This is a genomic window from Lacipirellulaceae bacterium (assembly GCA_040218535.1).
GTDB lineage: Bacteria > Planctomycetota > Planctomycetia > Pirellulales > Lacipirellulaceae > Adhaeretor.
Genome location: JAVJRG010000012.1, coordinates 1288413 through 1307839 on the forward strand (window position 1 = coordinate 1288413; position 19427 = coordinate 1307839).

Annotated in this window: 18 protein-coding genes, 1 other RNA gene and 1 pseudogene; 2 read left to right on the forward strand and 18 right to left on the reverse strand. The window is 55.7% G+C overall.

Features of this window, described 5'->3' with window-relative positions:
- Nucleotides 1–152: 152 nt before the first annotated feature.
- Nucleotides 153–514, reverse strand: a transfer-messenger RNA (tmRNA) gene (gene ssrA / locus RIB44_19110).
- A gap of 208 nt (nt 515–722) precedes the next feature.
- On the opposite strand from ssrA, the gene RIB44_19115 reads away from it, so the two are divergent.
- Nucleotides 723–1436 carry a DUF1080 domain-containing protein gene (locus RIB44_19115; GenBank protein ID MEQ8618689.1) on the forward strand — a complete coding sequence of 238 codons (714 nt, stop codon included), beginning with the start codon at nt 723–725 and terminating at the stop codon, nt 1434–1436.
- A 36-nt stretch (nt 1437–1472) separates the two neighbouring features.
- On the opposite strand, the gene RIB44_19120 is transcribed toward RIB44_19115, so the two are convergent.
- The 10 genes and pseudogenes from RIB44_19120 to RIB44_19165 all read right to left on the reverse strand — a co-directional run bounded on the left by RIB44_19120 (nt 1473) and on the right by RIB44_19165 (nt 11841).
- Nucleotides 1473–2483 carry a hypothetical protein gene (locus tag RIB44_19120; protein MEQ8618690.1) on the reverse strand — a complete coding sequence of 337 codons (1011 nt, stop codon included), beginning with the start codon at nt 2481–2483 and terminating at the stop codon, nt 1473–1475.
- Nucleotides 2484–2600: 117 nt separating this feature from the next.
- Entirely contained in the window at nt 2601–3476 is an 876-nt protein-coding gene (locus RIB44_19125; GenBank protein ID MEQ8618691.1) for a PEP-CTERM sorting domain-containing protein, read from the reverse strand.
- A 91-nt stretch (nt 3477–3567) separates the two neighbouring features.
- A complete protein-coding gene (locus RIB44_19130; GenBank protein MEQ8618692.1) occupies nt 3568–3957 on the reverse strand; it encodes a hypothetical protein in 390 nt (129 codons plus the stop codon).
- A gap of 87 nt (nt 3958–4044) precedes the next feature.
- Nucleotides 4045–4335, reverse strand: a pseudogene (locus tag RIB44_19135) (type II secretion system protein).
- Between the two features lie 104 nt (nt 4336–4439).
- Nucleotides 4440–4925: a hypothetical protein gene (locus RIB44_19140; protein ID MEQ8618693.1), complete on the reverse strand. Its 486-nt coding sequence runs from the start codon at nt 4923–4925 to the stop codon at nt 4440–4442.
- Nucleotides 4926–5268: 343 nt separating this feature from the next.
- On the reverse strand, nt 5269–6411 hold the full coding sequence (locus RIB44_19145) for a HupE/UreJ family protein (GenBank protein ID MEQ8618694.1): 1143 nt from the start codon (nt 6409–6411) through the stop codon (nt 5269–5271).
- A gap of 134 nt (nt 6412–6545) precedes the next feature.
- Nucleotides 6546–7688: a hypothetical protein gene (locus RIB44_19150; GenBank protein ID MEQ8618695.1), complete on the reverse strand. Its 1143-nt coding sequence runs from the start codon at nt 7686–7688 to the stop codon at nt 6546–6548.
- A 241-nt stretch (nt 7689–7929) separates the two neighbouring features.
- The gene (locus RIB44_19155; GenBank protein MEQ8618696.1) at nt 7930–9003 is read right to left on the reverse strand and encodes a DUF4331 family protein; all 1074 of its coding nucleotides are present in this window, start codon (nt 9001–9003) and stop codon (nt 7930–7932) included.
- Between the two features lie 143 nt (nt 9004–9146).
- Nucleotides 9147–10340: a hypothetical protein gene (locus tag RIB44_19160; protein ID MEQ8618697.1), complete on the reverse strand. Its 1194-nt coding sequence runs from the start codon at nt 10338–10340 to the stop codon at nt 9147–9149.
- Nucleotides 10237–11841, reverse strand: a complete 1605-nt coding sequence (locus RIB44_19165; GenBank protein MEQ8618698.1) for a hypothetical protein — start codon at nt 11839–11841, stop codon at nt 10237–10239. The genes RIB44_19160 and RIB44_19165 overlap by 104 nt, the downstream gene beginning before the upstream one ends.
- A 266-nt stretch (nt 11842–12107) precedes the next feature.
- Here RIB44_19165 and RIB44_19170 point away from each other — a divergent pair, with 266 nt between their 5' ends.
- Nucleotides 12108–12983, forward strand: a complete 876-nt coding sequence (locus tag RIB44_19170; GenBank protein MEQ8618699.1) for a DUF4437 domain-containing protein — start codon at nt 12108–12110, stop codon at nt 12981–12983.
- A 112-nt stretch (nt 12984–13095) separates the two neighbouring features.
- Here RIB44_19170 and RIB44_19175 read toward each other — a convergent pair whose 3' ends face one another.
- The 7 genes from RIB44_19175 to RIB44_19205 form a co-directional block, all read right to left on the reverse strand.
- On the reverse strand, nt 13096–13344 hold the full coding sequence (locus RIB44_19175) for a hypothetical protein (GenBank protein MEQ8618700.1): 249 nt from the start codon (nt 13342–13344) through the stop codon (nt 13096–13098).
- A 257-nt stretch (nt 13345–13601) separates the two neighbouring features.
- A complete protein-coding gene (locus tag RIB44_19180) occupies nt 13602–13937 on the reverse strand; it encodes a hypothetical protein (GenBank protein ID MEQ8618701.1) in 336 nt (111 codons plus the stop codon).
- Between the two features lie 360 nt (nt 13938–14297).
- Nucleotides 14298–14606 carry a hypothetical protein gene (locus tag RIB44_19185; protein MEQ8618702.1) on the reverse strand — a complete coding sequence of 103 codons (309 nt, stop codon included), beginning with the start codon at nt 14604–14606 and terminating at the stop codon, nt 14298–14300.
- A gap of 331 nt (nt 14607–14937) precedes the next feature.
- On the reverse strand, nt 14938–15480 hold the full coding sequence (locus RIB44_19190) for a hypothetical protein (GenBank protein ID MEQ8618703.1): 543 nt from the start codon (nt 15478–15480) through the stop codon (nt 14938–14940).
- An 11-nt stretch (nt 15481–15491) separates the two neighbouring features.
- Entirely contained in the window at nt 15492–16970 is a 1479-nt protein-coding gene (locus RIB44_19195; protein MEQ8618704.1) for an NADH:flavin oxidoreductase, read from the reverse strand.
- A 26-nt stretch (nt 16971–16996) separates the two neighbouring features.
- Nucleotides 16997–17536 carry a hypothetical protein gene (locus RIB44_19200; GenBank protein ID MEQ8618705.1) on the reverse strand — a complete coding sequence of 180 codons (540 nt, stop codon included), beginning with the start codon at nt 17534–17536 and terminating at the stop codon, nt 16997–16999.
- A gap of 65 nt (nt 17537–17601) precedes the next feature.
- Nucleotides 17602–19395 carry a hypothetical protein gene (locus tag RIB44_19205; protein ID MEQ8618706.1) on the reverse strand — a complete coding sequence of 598 codons (1794 nt, stop codon included), beginning with the start codon at nt 19393–19395 and terminating at the stop codon, nt 17602–17604.
- Nucleotides 19396–19427 lie beyond the last annotated feature (32 nt).

Genomic DNA, 19427 nt, shown 5'->3' on the forward strand with positions numbered 1-19427 from the left:
GTTCTCCTGCAAAGAAGGCTTGGTTAGCAATCGCCGAGACGCACGCCAGAATAACAGTTGTGCTGAAAAATCACCACTGGCAACCAAAGCGATCTGCCCTGCACATCAACAAAAAAGGTCACTTGCCAGAGAGACAAGTGACCGTGCAGAAAAAGTGGAGGCGGCGGGAATCGAACCCGCGTGCCGAGACCGCTCGACGCAAACTTCTACGTGTGTAGTCGGCGAATTTAGTTTCGCGGTGCGTGACGCCTCGTCGACCAGGCTTCACACGCGCTAGCTAGGAACGGAATTTCGCCTTGAGCGTGCCCAGCAGTGACTCGCGGCTAGTTGGTTTAGGTGATGGACGTTCGCGCCGACCCAACGACGGCACGAGGCCCAGGCAGCCTATTTCTAGGCAGCCAAAGCGTAGTTACCTTCGGCAATTGAAGGTGTGATCAGCTTTTTACGTGGCCTGCTGATCAACCACGACACGCCATTTACGCTTCGCAAATCCGGTCGAACCCTGTTCGCCCCCTGAGCTTGCGTAGTCTTCGATTATATTCGGCATCCTTGGGGAAGGAAAGCGAGCGAATCTGGCCACGGATTTCACGGATGACGCGGATTGAGTGAGCGTAACGATGTTTGATAACCGCCTGATTCGTGCAATTCGTTTTATTCGTTGGCGAAAATGATACATTGATGACCGACCATCATCCGAATCGCGTTGAACAAGGAACCTAACGATGAAGAATCTTTCCAAGACCGTTCATGTAGTCCTTATTTGCTACTTGTTACTCGCGTGCTCTCTGGCCAATGCCAAAGAAGGAAGTGGCAAGAAAGGGAGTGCAGCCAAAGCGACCACTACGAAAGCTGCCCCAGGGAAAGCAGTCATGCTGTTCAACGGCAAGAATCTCGACGGTTGGAAGCACCACCTCGGAAAGTCGAAAGTTAAGCGTGAAGACGTATGGTCGGTGGAGGACGGTGTTTTGAAATGCAAAGGCCGACCGGCCGGTTACCTTTATACCGAGAAGGACTACGAGAATTACGTACTCACCCTTCAATGGCGCTGGCCTGGAAAAGGAGGAAACAACGGCGTGCTTGTACACTTCAACGGAAAGAATAAGGGGGTGATCGGTATTTGGCCAAAGTCGTTGGAAGTTCAGTTGCACGCAGACAACGCAGGCGACTTCTGGGTGATCGGCACCGAGATCGACGTGCCCAATGAAGAGAGCCGGGTGAAGGGACGACGGCACTTGAATCTCAACGACGGTGCCGAGAAGAAACTTGGCGAGTGGAACGACCTTGAAATCACTTGCAAAGGCGACGAGGTCACCGTGAAAGTGAACGGCAAGCTCGTCAACCGCGGCACGAACAGCACCGTCACCAAAGGAAGAATTTGTCTGCAGAGCGAAGGCACGCCGATTGAGTACCGGCGGGTGATGTTGCGGAAGCTGTAAAGTGAGCTACTCTATGCAGGCGGTTGGCAATTGTTTCTAGTATCTCTTGGTCTTTTCAAGGCGAGCTTTGCGGCACGCAAGTCGGAAAGAAATCAGTCCTACAAGTAAGAGGCTCCTTGGCTCAGGAATAGCTTGGACGTCAAGACGTGCATTGCTGACATCGTTGCCATAATTTAGGTTCCAGTCAGCGAGCGACTCCGGCATGCCGACGCCTCGTTGCCAGGCAAGAAAGTCCGCCCCGTCGTAGTCACCATCGGTGTCGACGTCGCCACTTCCCGACATGTCTTGAGTAACGAGTGTGTCGAGATGATCTTCGACCCAGGGAATGACGAGCTGATCTAGCGTATTGAACGATATGTTGTCCGTGCCTGCTGCGATGAAAAACGGATCGGTGGTCTCGAAGCCCTCCATGCGAAGTTGCATCGCGAAGAGGTAGACGCCTTCAGTGAGCGTTGGGGCAGACGGGGCATCTAGGAAGAACCAGCGATGGGCATGCAGTGGCTGAGTCATGTTATTGGTGACCGTCCCAATGTGTTCGCCTGGAACGAATTCGGGTGAACCATCAACAAAGGCGTTGTCGAAGAAGCCCTCGGTGTAGAGGGTTAACTTCGTGTCACTTTCTGGAACGGCACCGAAGTCGACATCCTGGATTGTAGTTCCCAGGCCATCCCAATAGAGGAGATTCGCGGTGATTCCCGCGTGCGTCATCGGCAAGAAATCCCAGTAGAGTTCTCCGCCCAACGGAAGTGTTTCGGTGCCGGCAGGCGCGTTGCCCAGTGATGAAAACGCAGGGACATCGTTACCCACTGACGAGGGAAACTGTGGCGAGGGTGAGGGGAACTGCAAGGAGAAAGCCCGATTGCCCATGGTCTGCTGACCAGTGATGACACTATCGAGTCCCGTAACAAGTTTGCCTGCATCTTCTTGAACAAGGATGGCACCGTTGTGAGCGTGTGCAGCAATCTGGAACGCGGCGGGGCAAATGAGATTTACCGACAGGCATGCGAAAGACAGCAACAGGAATTTGCATGGGGTTTTCGAAGTCATTTTCTTAAATTCGTTTCGAGGTCGTCCTGTCAACAATGCCGGGGACCGTGCGATTTAGCGAACGGCCCCGGCTCATGGTTTAGCGACGATTGATCGTCCAGGGTAAGCAACGTTTACCTAGCGACGGCGTCGCACGCCGCCGATAAAGCCGACGAGCAGAATTCCGGCCAGGGCCAGGCTCGTTGGCTCAGGGACAGCTTCCGTCTGGACAGCGCTAATCGCGTTTGAGAAGAAAGTAAAGTCGGCGGCTCCTTGGATTCCTTCATAGATCGGCAGCGGATTGCCAGCGGGATCGTCTGCGTAGAGGCGTGCCATCTCGCCGATCGCTTCGGCAGCCGCAATCTGGGCATCGCGGATTTCTTGTGCCGTTGCGTTGGGATCGAGCCGGTCCGCAATGTTTGTAACCTCGCCTGTCACGAGCGTCACCATGTAGTAAGGATCGGAGTCAATTAGGCCATCGACGCTTACCGTTAGTTTGCCAACGTAAACCCCATCAGCAGGAGTGCCGTTGGGGTCGTTCACGCCAAACAGCGGGTGCGAGTGAAACCCTCCCAGCGTGTCAGATTTTCCCGGTTGAGGAGCGACGCCCGCATTGATTCCTGTGGCAGGGCCAAGCTGGACTTCGGCGGACTGGCCATCCCAATATCTCAGCTCCACTAGGTTGTATGAGATGTCTGCTTCCGTCGGCAATTCGCCCTCATTGGCGTCGAAGCCAGGTTCACTCGACCCGAACTGCCAGGGGATCGCGGGAATAGGATTTTGTGGAAGCAGCACCAGGGAAAAAATATTTTCGGTCGGGTCGAAAAATTCCTGGTCCTCATCCTGGTCATCCAAGACGGCGAAACCGATATCGACTTTGCCGTTGGTCGAGAAGATGGCGATGTCGCCGCCCGCTCCATGGCCGTAGGCATGCCGCGCAGCAGGTGAAGTTGCCAGCAGCGCGACCGAAAGGCAAATCGCAAACTTCAAAGAAGAAGTTGAAAACAAACGCATATCACAAACTCCCAATAAAGAGGCCAAACGATGGCCGTCATGTTCTAGAAAAAAACTGAAAAATCCCCTCACGGCAAAGCTTAGGTTCCACTCAATACTGTGGCGGGATCGCAAAGTTGAATCCTTCGCGGCACCACTCCAGTATTTGATCCGAAGCAATAGCAACCACGTGCCCGTCCGCGTAGAGATAGTTGGCAACGTTGCCGGTATGCCGTCCGATCGTGACTTCGCTTTGCACGGCATCGTCAACGCGATCGTTGGTCACGTTCACTTCGCTGAACCAGCGATAGGAATGTACATGGTCGTAGTCGACGGCCAAGCGAGAGGCATTCCCCTCGAACATCATGATCGTGGCATGGGTCACGCGGAGATCGTACAAGTCGGCAACCAATCCTTCGTCTTGCGCTTGCACCGCTGCCGCCAACGCCGGAGGCAAGCCCGAGGTGTCAAGCGCTTCCGGTTCACGTAAGTAGCCGTTCATCGCGTAGCTCGTGGCGGCAACTTCGCTGCCATCGATTCGCTTGATGTCTTCGGGGCAGAGGCGAATCGCATCGACATTTTCCGTGAAAGGCGCCAGTCCGGCGATCCACGACTTTTCCTCCTCGGTCTGGCCCGAATCAACCGTGTTGTGATACGCAATCAGCGGGAACTGCCCGTTGTGGACGTTGGCGAACTGGTGAATTGCCATTCCGATCTGCCGCATGTTGTTCGCGCATTCCGCCCGTCGAGCCGCTCCACGAGCAGCCTGAACGGCGGGCAGCAATAGCCCTATGAGCACGCCAATAATGGCGATCACCACCAACAACTCAACCAACGTCATCGCGCAACGGCCGTTGCGAGAGGAGCGAAACCTACGCATATCGAGGACTCCATTTCCCTAGGGGGAAAGGACACCGTGGAAAGAACATCCTGGAAACGACGCCTAGCAGATAGCCAGCGCCTTGGTTCACAGAAAAACGTGAGCTACACGAGGGGGAAGGAAGGTGGCCCACGCGGTTGGTGGAGTCGCGTAGATTCACGGTGAGCGAAACTTTCTGTTTCGCTTGCGATCTGCGTGCTGGAAGTGTCTTCGAGGAACCATCCGATGAGCCCGACTTGGCTCTGCTCGAGATCCGAGAGAACCGCCAGCAAAGGACAAGCGTGCGGCTCGTGCTGCTCTCCAGGTTCGTCGTAATCGGCTCCTGAATTCTTTTCTCGCTTATTATCCGTCTTGGTCGATGTGCTTGACGCCGTACGAACCGACTTCACGGGACCATGATAATGCACATGAAAATCAGGTCCGTGGAAATGGTGATAGCCCTGATGATGAGCTTCTTCTGCTACAGAATCCGTAGATGCAGAAGCTGTCGAATCGACGAGGTAATGCAACGACTGTCCGCCAAGTCCCACCACGAGATACATCGCAGTGAGGGCGATTGCTGTTGCCGTTTGCCGCTTCGTCCGTCTCATCAGGTGCTACGATTCGTTGGTTAGAGGACAAGATGCCCAAGAGGACTGCTTGTACGTGTTGGTGTCCAGCGTGAGATCAATTCAACGTAGCCGATTGGTAGTCGGAAAGCGACCGGATTCTCTCAAAACCCTCGGTATTCGTGACTGGTGAATTACCGCAAAGAAGGTGGCACTTCAGACTGCAAGCATCGCCCAGAGCATCAATTAATACGAACGTGGGTAGACTGCGGATTGTTGAAACCTTCGGTTCTGCAATCCGAAGTCAGTTCTGGCCTGATTGTGTTCAATCTGGGCGGTTCGTTCTGTGAGATTCCATAGCTTCGCCCAATGAAATTAAGAAATGTCAGAAGGGGAGAATGCTGTAATTGCCGACTCGCTCGACCATCCACAAGGCCGCAATCACGGCGATCACGACTGACCCTCCACGCATGATGCCCCATTCGTAGAACCGCGTGTGGCGGAGTGCGTAGGCTATCGGCAGGAACACCAGCACGATTGCCAACTGGCCTAGTTCTACCCCCACATTAAACCCCAACAGCGAGACGGCAAGGGCCGTGCTGGAAAGTCCCAGGTCGAGCAGGACGTTGGCGAAGCCGAAGCCGTGAATGAGCCCGAAGAAAAAAGCAATCATCCAGCCCGATAGTGGCAGAACCGGCCAGAGGTTGTTGGCTGCCGTGACAATGATCGAAAAGGCAATCGTTGCTTCGACCATCTGGCTGGGCAGGGTGACGTATTCCATCACGGACAGCCACAGCGTGATCGAGTGGGCGACAGTGAATACCGTGACGATTTTTAATACTTCCTTGCAGGCCGGGCCGAAGGCTTCGACCGGTTGCCACTCGCTCTCTCGTCTGACAAGAACGGCCGGAATCAGCAGACAGATCAGAAATAGAATGTGGTCTGTGCCAATCCAGATATGCCAGACGCCTTCCCAAATGTACTCCAGCAAGGTTCGCCAGAGCGACGATTCAGCCGTGTTGAGCTGCAGGGTGCGACTCTCGGGGCTCAGAATATGTGTGCTGGCTGTTGGACCATTTTCGTAGAGAACCAAGCCGCGGTGCGTCGGGTCGAGTTCGAAGAGCAGGCTATACTCGACCTCAATAAGCTCGGCATCGCCCTGCCCTTCCGCGTCCAGTTGCAAAACGGCATAGGCTCCGTCACTGTGCTGCGTGACGAGCAGTTCCGCCAGTTTCAACTGACAGTCCGTGCCGTCGGCTTTCATGCTGAGGCGGTTGAGTGCGTAGTCGGCGATAGAACGCCGCTTTTCCTTCAATTCCCCCCAAGTAATTTTGCCGTCGCGGTTCGAGTCGAGACCGACGAGCAGTTCCAGATCCTTCAACGCAATGTCCCATTCGACTGCCAGTCGCTCGCCACCGCCGGTGATTCTCAGATAGCTGTCACTCGGTTTGTGGGCGTGGGCTTGGCTAATGCCGAGTAAGGGAAATGCAGCGAGTAGGAAGCATGCTCGCAGAAGGAAAAGCTTCATGTCATTTCGACCGAGCCCCAGCGACCGAGAAATCCAGTCCGCACTTGAGTGGATGCTGGATTCCTCGGTCGGCGAGCCTCCCGTCGGAATGATATGATGTTTTAGGTTCGCTGCTACGCTTACAAAAGACACGATCACTCGCCCCCCAACTGCTCAAGGAGCGGATCGAACTGCACATCCTGCGTGCCGTGTTCTTTGAGAAAGTCAACGACGGGCTGAGCCGCGTCCGGCTTCTTCGCCGCAATTGCCGCTTCCAACACATTCCGCGTGTCACGCGCTTCCCTTTGCTTTTGCCAGTTGGCTAGCGCTAATTCAAGAGCAAGCTTTGGATCATCCTTGAGTTCGAAAGCCCAACGCGACTCGAAACGACCATGCGGCTCGCTGCCGCGGAGGCGGATTTCTTCGAAGCGATCCGCAAGTTGTTGCTGCCACTGTTCGGCCCGTTTATTCATGCCGGCGTTTTTTGCCGCAATCGCCGCACGCAGCAAGCAGCCCGTGTCGGCGGTATGATCTTGTACCAGTTCCAAAGCTTCTTCGGGTCGGTCGCGATCTAACAGGAAGTCTGCATACGAGCGCAGCAGGTAGCTTGGGCCGCTGTTGAGTTCTAGCCCCTCGCGATAGTGAGCTTCTGCCTCCTCATCGCGACCCAGCGTCCGCGCGATTTCGGCCTGCCAGGTGAGAATCCACGGGACGGTTTCGGGGAATTGTGCCTTAGCTGAAGGCAATTGCTTTTCGAGTTGCTCGTAGCCGACCTTCCCACGTCCCGTGGCAGCCAGGTAGGGAACGTTGACGTACATCACCTCAATCGGGCTCGCGAACTCGCTCAACGAGCCGCGTGCCTTGTTCATTTCTGCGTAGTTGCCTTGCACGCGCAGGATATTCGCCAGCTCGATCCACGCCTGCACGTCCCGCGGCTTCTTCTTCACGACACGCCGCAAGTCAGCTAACGCGGCATCGTAGTCGTGGTCGACTTCAAAGAGTTCAGCGCGAAGCTTGCGTACTGACGATGGTGGTGCCGATTCTTCCCACCAGGGTTGCAAAGCAGCGCGGGCGTAGCCGAAAAGCCGCGGGTCGCCCTCCTGTTTGCCGAGCTGAATGTAGCGAGCGGCTATGGTTGTGGCCAAGTCGAGGTTCTTCGGGTCGTTGGCGAGCTTCTGCCGGTTCTTTGTGAGTTCGTCGTCTTGAGCGAATAACGTACTAGGTAGGATTTCGAGAACCACTTCGTCGCTCTCAGGAATGTACGATTCGGTGGCAGCTACGACGTTAGGCACTGCCACAAGAAGAACCACGCAGAGGCGCAGAGATCGCGGAGTAGGTCTTTTTAAGTGCAAGAAGCTATTCACAAGAAAACGTAGTTTCGTATCAGCTAAGCCAATCACTTGGGCATTGTACCATGAGGAGATGCGGCCAACGAACCTCTGCGCCCTCCGCGCCTGGCGTGGGATGCAAGCGAGAGCGAAAAAATCCCACAGCACTTTCGCACTGTGGGATTTCGTCCTGGAGACTTGTGGTAAGCTCTTAACCAACCTTGCGACGCCGGCCGCCAAGAGCCGTTATTCCAAGGGCGAGGATCGCAAAGCTTGAAGGTTCAGGAATGACCGGGTTGGCTGGAGCCAGGTACGGGAAGACGTTCAAGAACGGAACGTCGTTCGCATCGACACCGTCGCCCACCGGCGTGCTACTCCCCGTAAGCAGTGTCAACTCCGCATCAATCACATCATCCTCAAGGCGGCGTCCGTTCAAGAATCCGCTCGGATCAGAAGTATCGACTGTGAGGATATCTGGTAGCAAGATCGGCGTCAGAGCATCGGCATTTGCCTGATCACTTAGTCCCGCAATCGCCGGATTGACTTCGCCCGAGAAGTTCGCAAAGTCATCGGCGGGGACGCCGGCGTTGAAGTCGTCTTTCGAGGAGATCAACACAGTGTTGATAGCCGGACGACCCATGCGGTCGATCTGCATGTCTGTGGAAGAATCAGCCGTGCGTGCCCAAACACCGATATTGCTACTCGCACCATTCAGTTCCGTACTCGGAACCTCCAAGACGATCGCTGAGACATTGGTTCCCGCGAATGTATCAGCACCGGTGAAATTCAAACTGTCCAAGAAACCGAAGAAGTCAAAGAAGAATGGGTCGTCGTAGAGGCCCGCGGTAACTTGGCTGCTGCCGGTTGTCGCGGCAGGGCCTCCCGTGAGACCGCCCGCGTAGGCTGATCCGTTACGTGTCACGGTAAACGCCTGACTTCCACCGACGGAGGCCGCAAAAGTCGTGGAGTAGGTGATATCAGCCGCAGCGTCGCCGTCGTTGTCAATCTTGAACTCGTAGACGACGTCGGTGCCAAACTCAGTGCTGCTGGTGGATCCAAAGGGATTCGTGAGGCCAGCCAACGGATTGACCGCCATGATCAAGACGGTGTTATTTGGATTAGCCGGTGATTGAAAAGCATACAGATCAGCAATGTCTGCTGATGCCGAGGCATCATTACGCAGGGCTGGTGCGTCGAGGTGATCCGCTGCAATAGCGCCTGACGCGGCGTGAAAGACACTCGCTACGGTGAGTAGAGCGAGTGAGCATTTCAAGGATTTGACCATGGGTCGTAAGCTCCCCTTCAAGGAAAAGTGTGCGAAATAACTCCATCGAGTAAAGCTATTACGTAGCCAAGAGCGCGATAGATGTCGGTTTCTTCAATTGTTGTGAAGAATCGACGACAAGCCTCAAAAACCGCATAAAACCACTATGAATAAAGGGTTCGCGAGACTTCTTCACAGTGAAAAGGCAGCCAACGTCGCCGCGTGTAGGTGCCGTGACCGAGAATGTGCCGCCAAGGAGCCAGCCCTTGGTCGTGGTAATCAATCAGCAATGTCGTTCCGCTTTCGGCTACGCGACGGCCGTGGTGGATGCGTGAAAGCAAGAACTCTCGCTTAAGTTCCGCTTCCAGATATCTCCCGAGCGACCAGTCGGCGAGCATCGCACGGACGCTAGGAAACGCCGGAATGTTGGAGCCCGCGATGCCAATTTGTTGCACGTAGTCGCCAGCCGCTCCGGTGATCAACTGCCAAGGTCGAAACTTTTGAGGCCCAAGATGATCGCAACCAGGCTGCTTTAAGGGTGTCACTTTGGGGCGATGGTTGACGAAGCTCACAAGCCGGTCATTTGCTTCCTCAGGCCAGGCGTAACGCAACGGTGTCCCGAACGTCACGTAGTCAATCTGCAAGCGCCGCAGGGGATGCTTGTCATTGCGTAGAACCTTCTGCGCCTCATGCCAACTTTGAAGATTGATCTTTCTCGAGAGCCAGCTTTGGCAAAAGCGTCGAGAGTGAGTGAAGAACTCTTGTCGCATGTCCTCATCGGCTGCCAGCAGGTTGGCTATCAAAGCCATCACGTTCCCGCCGTGGCTGTGTCCCCAAACTTGAACCCGCGGGGGTAATGGGTGGTCGAGCGCGGCGGGGTTCTCCTCTGCGTGCTTGGCAAGTTCGACCAGCAAGCGAACGGCCCCGTCGGCGCGAGCAATATGGTTGTTCAGTCCCGACCAAGAGAAGCGTCGGATTGGAATCGTTCTTTTACTGTTGCGTTGCTGGTTAACCGCCCGTTCAATTTCTCGCTCAAACCGCCGCGTATAGTTTCCGGTTTCTTGCGCGAAGAGATCGAAGACCCCTTTGCGAGTTCGCTGGAGGTGCTTCGCAAGACGTGGGACGTGACGTTCCAGTTCGGTCAGCAAACCGAAGCTATCATCCCCAGCGAACGTGCCATGCACTAGGAACACCGCGGCGACGTTCCGCTCGTGAAACGACTTGGTCGCTTCGGTGATCCGACGAAAGTACTCGTCACTGCCCGGGGTGGCCGACGCTGGCTCCGCGACCAACCGGTACGGCGAAGTGGGGCGCTCCGAGTGGTACGCTTGGTGTCGAAAGAGGTTGGTCGACGACATAGCTTTGCGTTGGGATTGGCCGGGTCGCTTCAGCGACCGCGGAAATCGGCGCCACCGGTACGGGTTGGGCTGGAATAGGTTGAGCCGGAACAGGTCGTATCACTGGCGGTGCCGTTTGCTCCACGGGGCGATCTACCCGATGCGTCAAGCCGCCGAGCGTAGCAATTCCGAGGGTGCCCGTCCAGGTTTCAAACGGCTTGCCGCGCCGCTCGTCATCCTTGAAGAACGCCAGGTAGCTGAGCGTATCGGCCGCAATGAACTCATGCTCGCGCGGAGCAAACTGCGTTTGCTGATGCACGCGCCGCCATGTGCCGCTGTTGAAGTATGTTTGATGCAGCACGAATCCTTCCGCATAGCTGGCGTCCAGCGGAACCATTTCCGCGTGGTGAGTATGGCCATACACAATGTGCTTGGCCCGACGGTTACGGAAATCCTGCTCCGCGAGAGCGTGCATGTAGTAGGAACTCGTGTCTGCTCCACGCAGTTTGCAGATCCACTGGGCGATCCAACTGGCCCAACCGACCGATAGTCGGCGGCTGAACTTCAACGCTTTCTGTAACCCATCGACGATATCCACTGGGCACCACGTATCGCGTTGACGAACGAACGGCTGCTCAAGGAACTCATCGGCCAAGGTGTCCCAGATGCGTTTTACTTCTTTGCGGATCGCCGGTTGGGGGCACGCACGTTCTAGTAGCCCATCAATCCAGACAGGCACCAACAGCAGAGGACGAATGTTGTCGATCTCTCTTAGCCCGGCTAATGCAGAGATCGGCAGATCGTCGCCCAGTTCACGTTCGACCTGCAGGCCGAAACGGTTAAGCAGCTCAATGACAATCACGTCGCCGAGGCTGCTGGTATTGCGGTCCCCTTCAAAGTTAAACGGATCGAAGACGTCGCCATGCCGTGCGAACACCTTGTGGCGTCGCATGGTTTGCAGCAACTCGTTGCTTTCCCAAGGCTCGTGCGGAAACGGTGCATCGGGGTAAGTCGCCAGTCCCATCTGTTGGGCGACTTGCGCGCGAAGTCGATTGTATTTCTCGCCGGGCAGATGGAAGAACCAGTCGTGATTGCCCACCATGTAGTGTGTGCGAACCGGCACGGGCTGCGTCAGATCGCCGACCGGTCGCCCGTTGCTGGTCGCTGATGGGATCGCCACGCCTTCGTGTGCAAGCTTGCGAAACTGTGCAAACGATCGATCATTCTGCCGCAGCGTTTCCGCGGTGATCTCCGCCAGCATCGGGAAGAATCCTTCAGCACTAGGATCGTTCCAGGGCCGCACCGTACTTTTCAACCAACGATTCGAACGAATCACGTCGAGCACGTCACCCAACAACACAAGATCGACCTGCTCGATCGGCTCGTACCGTCCATCCTGCCGAAACGAAGCCGAGGTCGCGAGGTCCGCAAGCCGTTCGCCGAGCAACTCAAACGCCCCCGGCGAAATCGTCTGCCCACTGGTCCCGTCGGTAAGATGAAGATCGCTGATGATAACCAGCATGTGCGCACCAAGCCTGTTTTGAAGAGAGAAGAGTAGCTAATCTCTGGTTTCGGCAGTTGGTGCTGGTGGGCGTTAGGGGTTTTGTTGAGTGGTAGCGAACCAAGGCGAGGAAGTCCTCGTTTTAAGCGAGCACGCGATTAGCCGCTATTATCGTATGCTCGCGATGAATTCGCAGATGCGCGACCTAAGCTACCGCAAACGAGTTCTGCTATCATTTGTGAATCAATAACGATTCACCCCAACCTCAATTGCATCTAACGGCACTTATGAAATACCTCATATGCGTACTACTCTTCGTCAGCCAAATTGCTGGGGATTCGAATTCTGAAGCCAAGGAAAAGACACCCGAACCTAAGGCTCAGGTTGTCCTGGCACAAGATGTCAAATGGCAGCCCTTAAACCCAGCGCGGGGAAAGAAAGGACCGCAGGCGGGTACTTTATGGGGCGACCAGACGGGTTCGGGTGCATCTGGATTTCTTGTGAAGTTCATAGACGGCTTCTCATCGCCACCGCATATTCACAATATCACCTACCGTGGGATCGTCATCGCCGGTGCGCTTCATAACGACGACCCTGAGGCGACGCCGCTGTGGATGAAGGCAGGTTCCTATTGGACTCAGCCCGCCGGAGAAGCGCACATTACTTCTGCCAGGGGTCCTAGCATCGCGTATGTGGAGATCGCTACTGGTCCTTACCTCGTGATGCCGACTGAGAAGGCTTTCGACAACGGCGAAAGGCCCGTGAACGTTGATGCTTCAAACGTTATGTGGCTTGATGGCTCTAATACTTCTTGGATACGAAAGAGCCCCAAAGTCGCACCGGAGAAAGGGCCGAAATTGGCGTTCCTGTGGGGCAAGCCTCAGAAAGGTCACGTCAACGGCACAATGATCAAGTTGCCTGCCGGATTTAAGGGGAAGATCGCTGCGAGCGGTTCCGTCTCTCGTTATGTCGTAGTACAGGGTCGCCTCACGCATCACGCTAACGGCGGCGAGAAGGCGCAAATTTTAGAAGCTGGAAGTTACTTCGGTTCGCCAGGGAAGTCCGAGCACAGAATCTCTGCGAACGAAGAATCAATACTCTACGTAAGCACGAACGGTCCTTATGAAGCGATTGCTGCGTCAACTGGTCCAAGCGGCGAATGACCGTCTATCGACATCGAAGTTTCGAGGTTGTCACAAACGAAAAACGGCCACAGGAATCTCTTCTTGTGACCGCTGATTCACTCAAGCCACTAGCTAACAGCCAATGGCCTTTCTACCACCCAACACGCACGGAAACTCCAGGCCCATAATAGCGCGGTGCATAGTAAGGTCGCACGACCGGACGATACACCGGCCCGTAAGCAACACGGCGGGCAACAGGGTACGGTGGCAACACGGCACGGGCGGCGACGCGGCGAACGGGGGCGACGCGGCGGACGAACACGCCGGCGTCGGCTTCCGCGGCAGCGGTGGCACTTAATCCAATGGCCATCAGGCTCAGTAAGGCGAGGCGCTTGATCATTTGTTTCACTCCCACTTGGAACTTGTAGTTAGAGCAGGCAACAACCGTTGACTGTTCCCTCATTTTCACTCGTAGGGTCATTCGCGGCAATGCGTCGAAATCGCCAATCGACTCATCCCTTTTGAACACACTTCCATTGAACTGCCGTCGATCTGAGCCCGCTAGCTCGTGATTCTTCTGCTTGAACTCAAAAAGCCCGCCCTTCCGCAGTGGGAAGGACGGGCTCGGGGGCAGGTTTCGTTGGATACGGTCTTCAGTTAGAAACCGACGCTAACTGAGACATCTGGGGTGTAGTAAGCACCACCATAATAAGCTCCGCCGTAAACTGGGTAAGCCGGACGCACGATGGCGGGGCGTACTACGGGACGCACGACGGGGGCGACTACTGCGGGTCGAACCACTGTGCGAGCCACAGGAGCGGCGACCACTCGGCGAACAGGGGCGACAACACCGACGGTGCGACGCACGGGGGCGACGGTTCGGACGGGGGCGACGACTCGGCGAGCCACGAAGGGACGGGCCTCAGCGTCTGATCCGCCAACGAAGGTCATGCCAGTGGCGACAACGGCGACTGCAAGGAATTTCTTGAACATGGTTTCTCTCCCGAATAAAGGTCTTGCCGGCAGGTCTCTCAGGTCTGACGGCGGGTTCTCTGAAACGTTGGGTTTCAAGTTGTCGCTCGACTCTGAGCGATCTGCTAAAAGAATATGCATTCGCTGTGCCAATTCGATTGGATGCGACGTAAGGTTATTTATAGCAATGACTTAGATTATTCGCATGCTATCGGCTGCTTCCAGGAAAAGCCTTGGTGTTGCTTAAATGATGTCATTCGAAAATCAAAGAGATGTCTAATTGTGCAGCAATTTGATGTCGATTCGTTGTCACTCAAAGGAAAAACCCTATAGCCGGGATCCCGACTACAGGGCTTGTCGCAATTAATTGTCAATTTCGGCTTAGAATCCGAAGGAAACGCTCACGCCGCCGCGACCGTAGCCGTAACCACGGCTGTAGGGATGGCCGTAGCCATAGCCGCGATAAGCGCTCCGATAGACACTCGGGCCGCGACCATAGTAAATGCCGGGACGCGGGGCGTAACCGTAGCCACCACCATAGTAGGCAGCTCGGCCATAACCAGCGCCGTAGCCATATCCATAGCCGCCACCACCGTAGCGGCAGCCGCCGGCTTCAGCTTCGGAGGCACTTGCCCCGGCAAAAGCAAACGCAGCGACAGTACACAGTGCTAGTAGGGATTTACGAATCATTTTCTCTCTCCTTTGGCGCGGGAGGGGGCGCCACTTGAATAGGCGGCGGAGCCGCGGCAACCACTGCGCGGTCCGGTCGCTTGACCGGGAGATAATTAGGCAGTTGGTATGCCAAAAGTGGGGTTCGTTGCAGAAGTGCTTTTCAGCAAATAGCTTACGTCGAGTGTGGTTGAAATCCGCAAGCGTCATCGATCGACGGTAGCGTGATCGTGATGACCACAAAATGTCTCGAACTCGCTACTGTGAAACGACTTGCGGCGATTCGCAGCGTGAAATGAGTTGGGTGAGGTGGAGGTTGCAAGAAACTATGGTTGGATGGTCTGCACCCTATTTATTCTGACCCCGGCTCCGACCTTATTTGGATGCCGTTGCGTACCCGTTTCTGGTATTCAGAAAAGCCAGGAACAGGTTGACTGCTATCGAGATGAATGCCGATGGTCGAAAAATCGCCTTTCGCCTTCACGACTTCTCGCCATTGCTGCCTATCGAAAGCATGATAATCTCTGGCGTAGGAAATGGAGCGTCCCTCAATGGCTGTTATCTCCAGTATCAGGAATTCTGGCTCATCGATGAGTCTGGTGACCTTTCCTGTCTGACGGTCAACTTCGACCGGCAAGCTCATGTGCAACTCATAGCGACCGCCGAACAAGAACTCGCTACGCCACTCAACACGATTGGGCTTTTCGTAATTGGTCGTGTAATGCCACGCTGGACCAAAGAGATCGTCTATTTGTCTCGCTGCAAGAATCTTGGCGTAGCCCGAGGTCACCATCGCCTTCTGTGACGGCCACTTTTCTGCCTTAGTGAGAAAATTCTGTGTGCAGCCCAGCAACAGCATGCACAAGGTAGCCGTGCATGCAGTACGTGTGGACATAATGGCACCTTTTATGGCTTGGTGAGCGCCTGCTTGATCTGAATCACTTCCTGGCGTTCCGGCAGCTTCTTGTAGTAGTCGTCCAGTGGATAGCAGCCACTGATGATGCCGTGTCGAGGGGCAGTTGTGCAGTCGCTGAAGGTGCGGCAGATGAGTTTTCGCTTCAGTTTTCCCTCACGGGAGACGTCCAGCGGAAGTTCGGGATAGCTTAAGACCATTCGTCCTAGGCCGACAAAATCCACCCAGCCGTCTCGCACGGCAGCTTGCCCGACATGGGGCAAGTAATCTTGCAGATACGAATAGCCACTACCAACCAGCGGAACGTACCCGTGGCCGACTTCGGAGAGCGCGGTTTTGCACTCGCGCACCATCTGCAGGTGACGGGCTACGCCGAGCAGCGGGTCTTCGGGAGGGAGGTAGCCGTCACTGGGAGGAAAAGCAGCCGGGCGGAGCAAGTGGGGAATGTAATAAGGGCTGCCGCAGCTTAGGTTGAGCAGCGAGACTCCGTGCTCGATGAGGTTGTTCATCAACTCAAGCGGTTCGGCAAGGTCGTACTGCATGGGATCCTGAGGATCCACGCCGAAGCCGAATTCATAGGGCAGAAGTTGCTCATACTCCATCGGCTGACCCGTTTCGCGACTCGTTCGATAGGGAATCGAATCGAAGACGCTCAAGCGAACGCCGATGATGAGGTCCGGCAGCTCTTCGCGTACGCGGTCGATGATGGAAAGCAGCAGTCGACTTCGCCCCGCGAGGTCGCCGCCGTATTTGCCTGGCCGCGAGCGTGCACTGAGGAACTCGTGCAGCAAGTATCCGTGGCACGATTTGATGTCGACGAAGCGGTAGCCAACCTCTGATGCTAAGCGTGCCGCGGTGACATAATCTTCGATAAGTCCTTCGAGCTGCTCATCAGTCCACACGATCGAGTCGTCTTTGGGATCGATGCCAAACTTTTCATCGAGCAACGGGTGATGGTAGGCGATTCGTGGTTCCCACTTGTGGTGGTCGCTGGGTTTACAGAAGCGACCGGAGTGGGTTAGCTGCAAACCGACAAGCAGGTCGTCGGTACTTAAATCTTGCTCGCGATGACCGACAAGCAGTTCGTCCAGTAACGCTTTCAGTCCCGCGCGGTTACTTTCCAGGGCAAGGGTTTGATTGGGGTTTGCCCGTCCATCAGGCCTTACCGCTGCCGCCTCGCCGCCCCAGATAAGCTTCGCTCCGCTTTGGCCAAACCGCTTCCAGCGACGAAGTGTGCGTTTAGACGGGCTGCCGTCAAGATTCGCATCCCAGCCTTCCATGGGATGAATGCACCAGCGATTACCAACTTTGAAATCGCCAACCTTGATTGGTTGAGCTAGCGGCGAACCTTGCTCCGCAGTGAGAATCTTCTCATCGAGAGGTAGCGAGATTCCGAGTTCAGCAGCATGCTGGGAGAGTTGCTCGACCCTCTTGAGTTGAGCGACCTTTGGGAACGAAAGGGTGTCTGACATGAAAGCTCTGGGGAGGGGGCGTTCTTCTACTTTGCGGATTCGAGAGCGTACTTGAACCAGACTTTCTCAGACTCGTCGGTGAGTTCTGTCTCGAGTTGCCATCTGTCATCCAGGTAGGTCAGCTCGTACTTCTTTGTTTCGCTTTCCGAACGATGGAGGATCGGTTGAATCTCCGCATTCTCCGGCGCCTCGCCCGTGAGGGGATTCTCGCCAGATCGGAAAGAGATAAACCGTTTCGTCACGACGTTGATTTCCCCTTTCGGTAGCGTTTCCGACGCTTCTTGAGGTGCTTCGGAGGTTTCCTCAGGGGCGAGGAAGCGGTGGCTGATTTCGCGCTTGACAATCAGCCCAATATCACTGGTGGAGTCCTTGGTTAAGTCTTTCAGGCGGCCGACGAGCACTTCGAGCTTTTGCTTCGGCGTCAGCTTCGGGGCGGGAGCGGCAGGCGGCGCGGATTGCTCGCATCCTAGGGAAACAACGATCAGAAGCACGCCAAGGTAGCCGTTTGCTTGAGTCGACCCCTTCGTGCGTTGTGCCTGAGAGAGTAGTGCCTGAGAGAACCGCATGCTGAGACGTATCAAGTTGCTCCTCGACGCTAATGCCGCGCCGGGAGCTAGGATCCTGAGTGGGGTTATTCAAACAGATCGAACGGATCGTCGTCGGCTTCTTCATCTTCATCGGACGAGGTCTCTTCCTCATCAGATTCTTCCGAGGTGTCGTCGGTTGTTACGCCTTCCTCGGTTGGTCCTTCAGCGACCTCTTCCTCAGCCACTTCCTCTTCGGCTGACTGTTCGTCGGTGCCTGTCTCTTCAGGCATCTCTTCCTCAGCGGATTCTTCTTCAGAAGCTTCGGAGGAAGGCGATTCAGCCGGCTCGTCGAAGAGGTCGAACTCTTCCGCTGCGTCCTCTTTCATCGGCGGAGCTTCCTCCTCCAAGTCGAAGAGATCATCAACTGGAGCCGGCGCTGTTTCGCTTGGCGCTGGGAAATCAGCAGGGGCGGGAGGCAGGTCTTCAGCGGGCGAGAACGCCTCTTCGGGACCTAGTTCAAAAGCTTCGTCAGCGGCAGGAGGAGTTGCTATCCCTGGGCCAGTCGGCGGCATGATTTCTGGAATTGAAATCTCTGGCTTGGGAACCATATCGCCCACGGCACGTCCCAGGATGCCCAGCAACTTCTTCGAACCCACCTTACTTGCTTCAGGAAGTTCTGCCTCAGGGGCTTCTTCCGTGGGCACTTTTTCTTCGCTGGTAACCTCTGCGGCTGCCGGTTCGTCGAGATCAAACAGATCGTCGCTGGCGGCGACTTCCTCGAGCGAGTCTGCTTCGAGCATCTCCTCGGCAGTGTCTGCCGTAACTGGGTCTTCTGTGGCTGGGTCTTCCGTAGCTGGCTCGTCACTTGGTGCTTCGTCCGTCTCGGTACTGAAGAGATCGTTGCTTGCTCCTAGATCATCGGCTTCAGCTTCGAATTCAGGTTCTGCGTCAAAAAGTGAATCGGCTGCTTCCGGCGTCGCGGCGGGAGACTCGGCCTCCATTTCTGCGGTGTCTGGCTGAGCAGGTTCTGCAGGTTCTTCTGCAAAGAGATCAGCCGCTGGCTCAGGGTCTGGCGTTGCTTCTGTCGTTGTTGCTGGCTCAGCGGGAGCTTCAAACAGATCGAAAGCTTCGGGCTCTGCAGTTTCAGCCTCTGGGGTTTCAGCGGCCAGCTCAGGTTGTGGAGTCGCAGCCGGTTCGGTCGGTGCGACTTCTTCCTTTGGCGTCTGAGTGGTTTGTACGGGGATTTCCTCGACGGCCTGTTGTGGTTCGACAGGGCGAGTCGCGGGGGCTACCTCAGAAGGACCTGCTTCAGCATAGCTGCCGGGTACGACTTGAGTGTCAGGCGTAATGATCTGCACGCTAGAGGAATCGAGCAACTTTTCGACAGGCACCTGAACGGGTTTGCGCAACACATATGTCTCGCGCTTTTTCAGGTTTTGAGATCGCGTCTGTTGTTCCTGATTCATCGAGTGAGATGCCGTTAGTTGCCCTTCGCGCCGGATGCTCTCAAGCGTTCTTCGATTGGCACCTTGAACACGCATGAGCGCTTGGTTGATTCCTCGGGCGGACCCCGGGTTACGGGCTTCCATCGCGGCACCCAACTGCATGTCCTGCTCTGCCTCGTACTGACGACCTTGTTGAAGTCGCGCAAGGCCACGGAAGTAGTAGGCTCGTGGATCGCGCGAACCCGCGTTGATCACTGCCGTTAGCTGACGATCTGCTTCAGCAGACCGCCCCGAGAAGTAGGAGTGAATACCGCGCCCCATCACAGCCGAAACCGAAGAGCGCCCAGCCGAACTGCGTTGTGACCATGCGGTCGCTACGTCGAAGGTCGTCAGCGTGACGCAGGTGATGACGAAAAGCAATTGTGCAGGTTTGCGAGGAAAGGTCAGTGGCATGAATTGGCACCTCAACGTGTAGGCAGGAATCC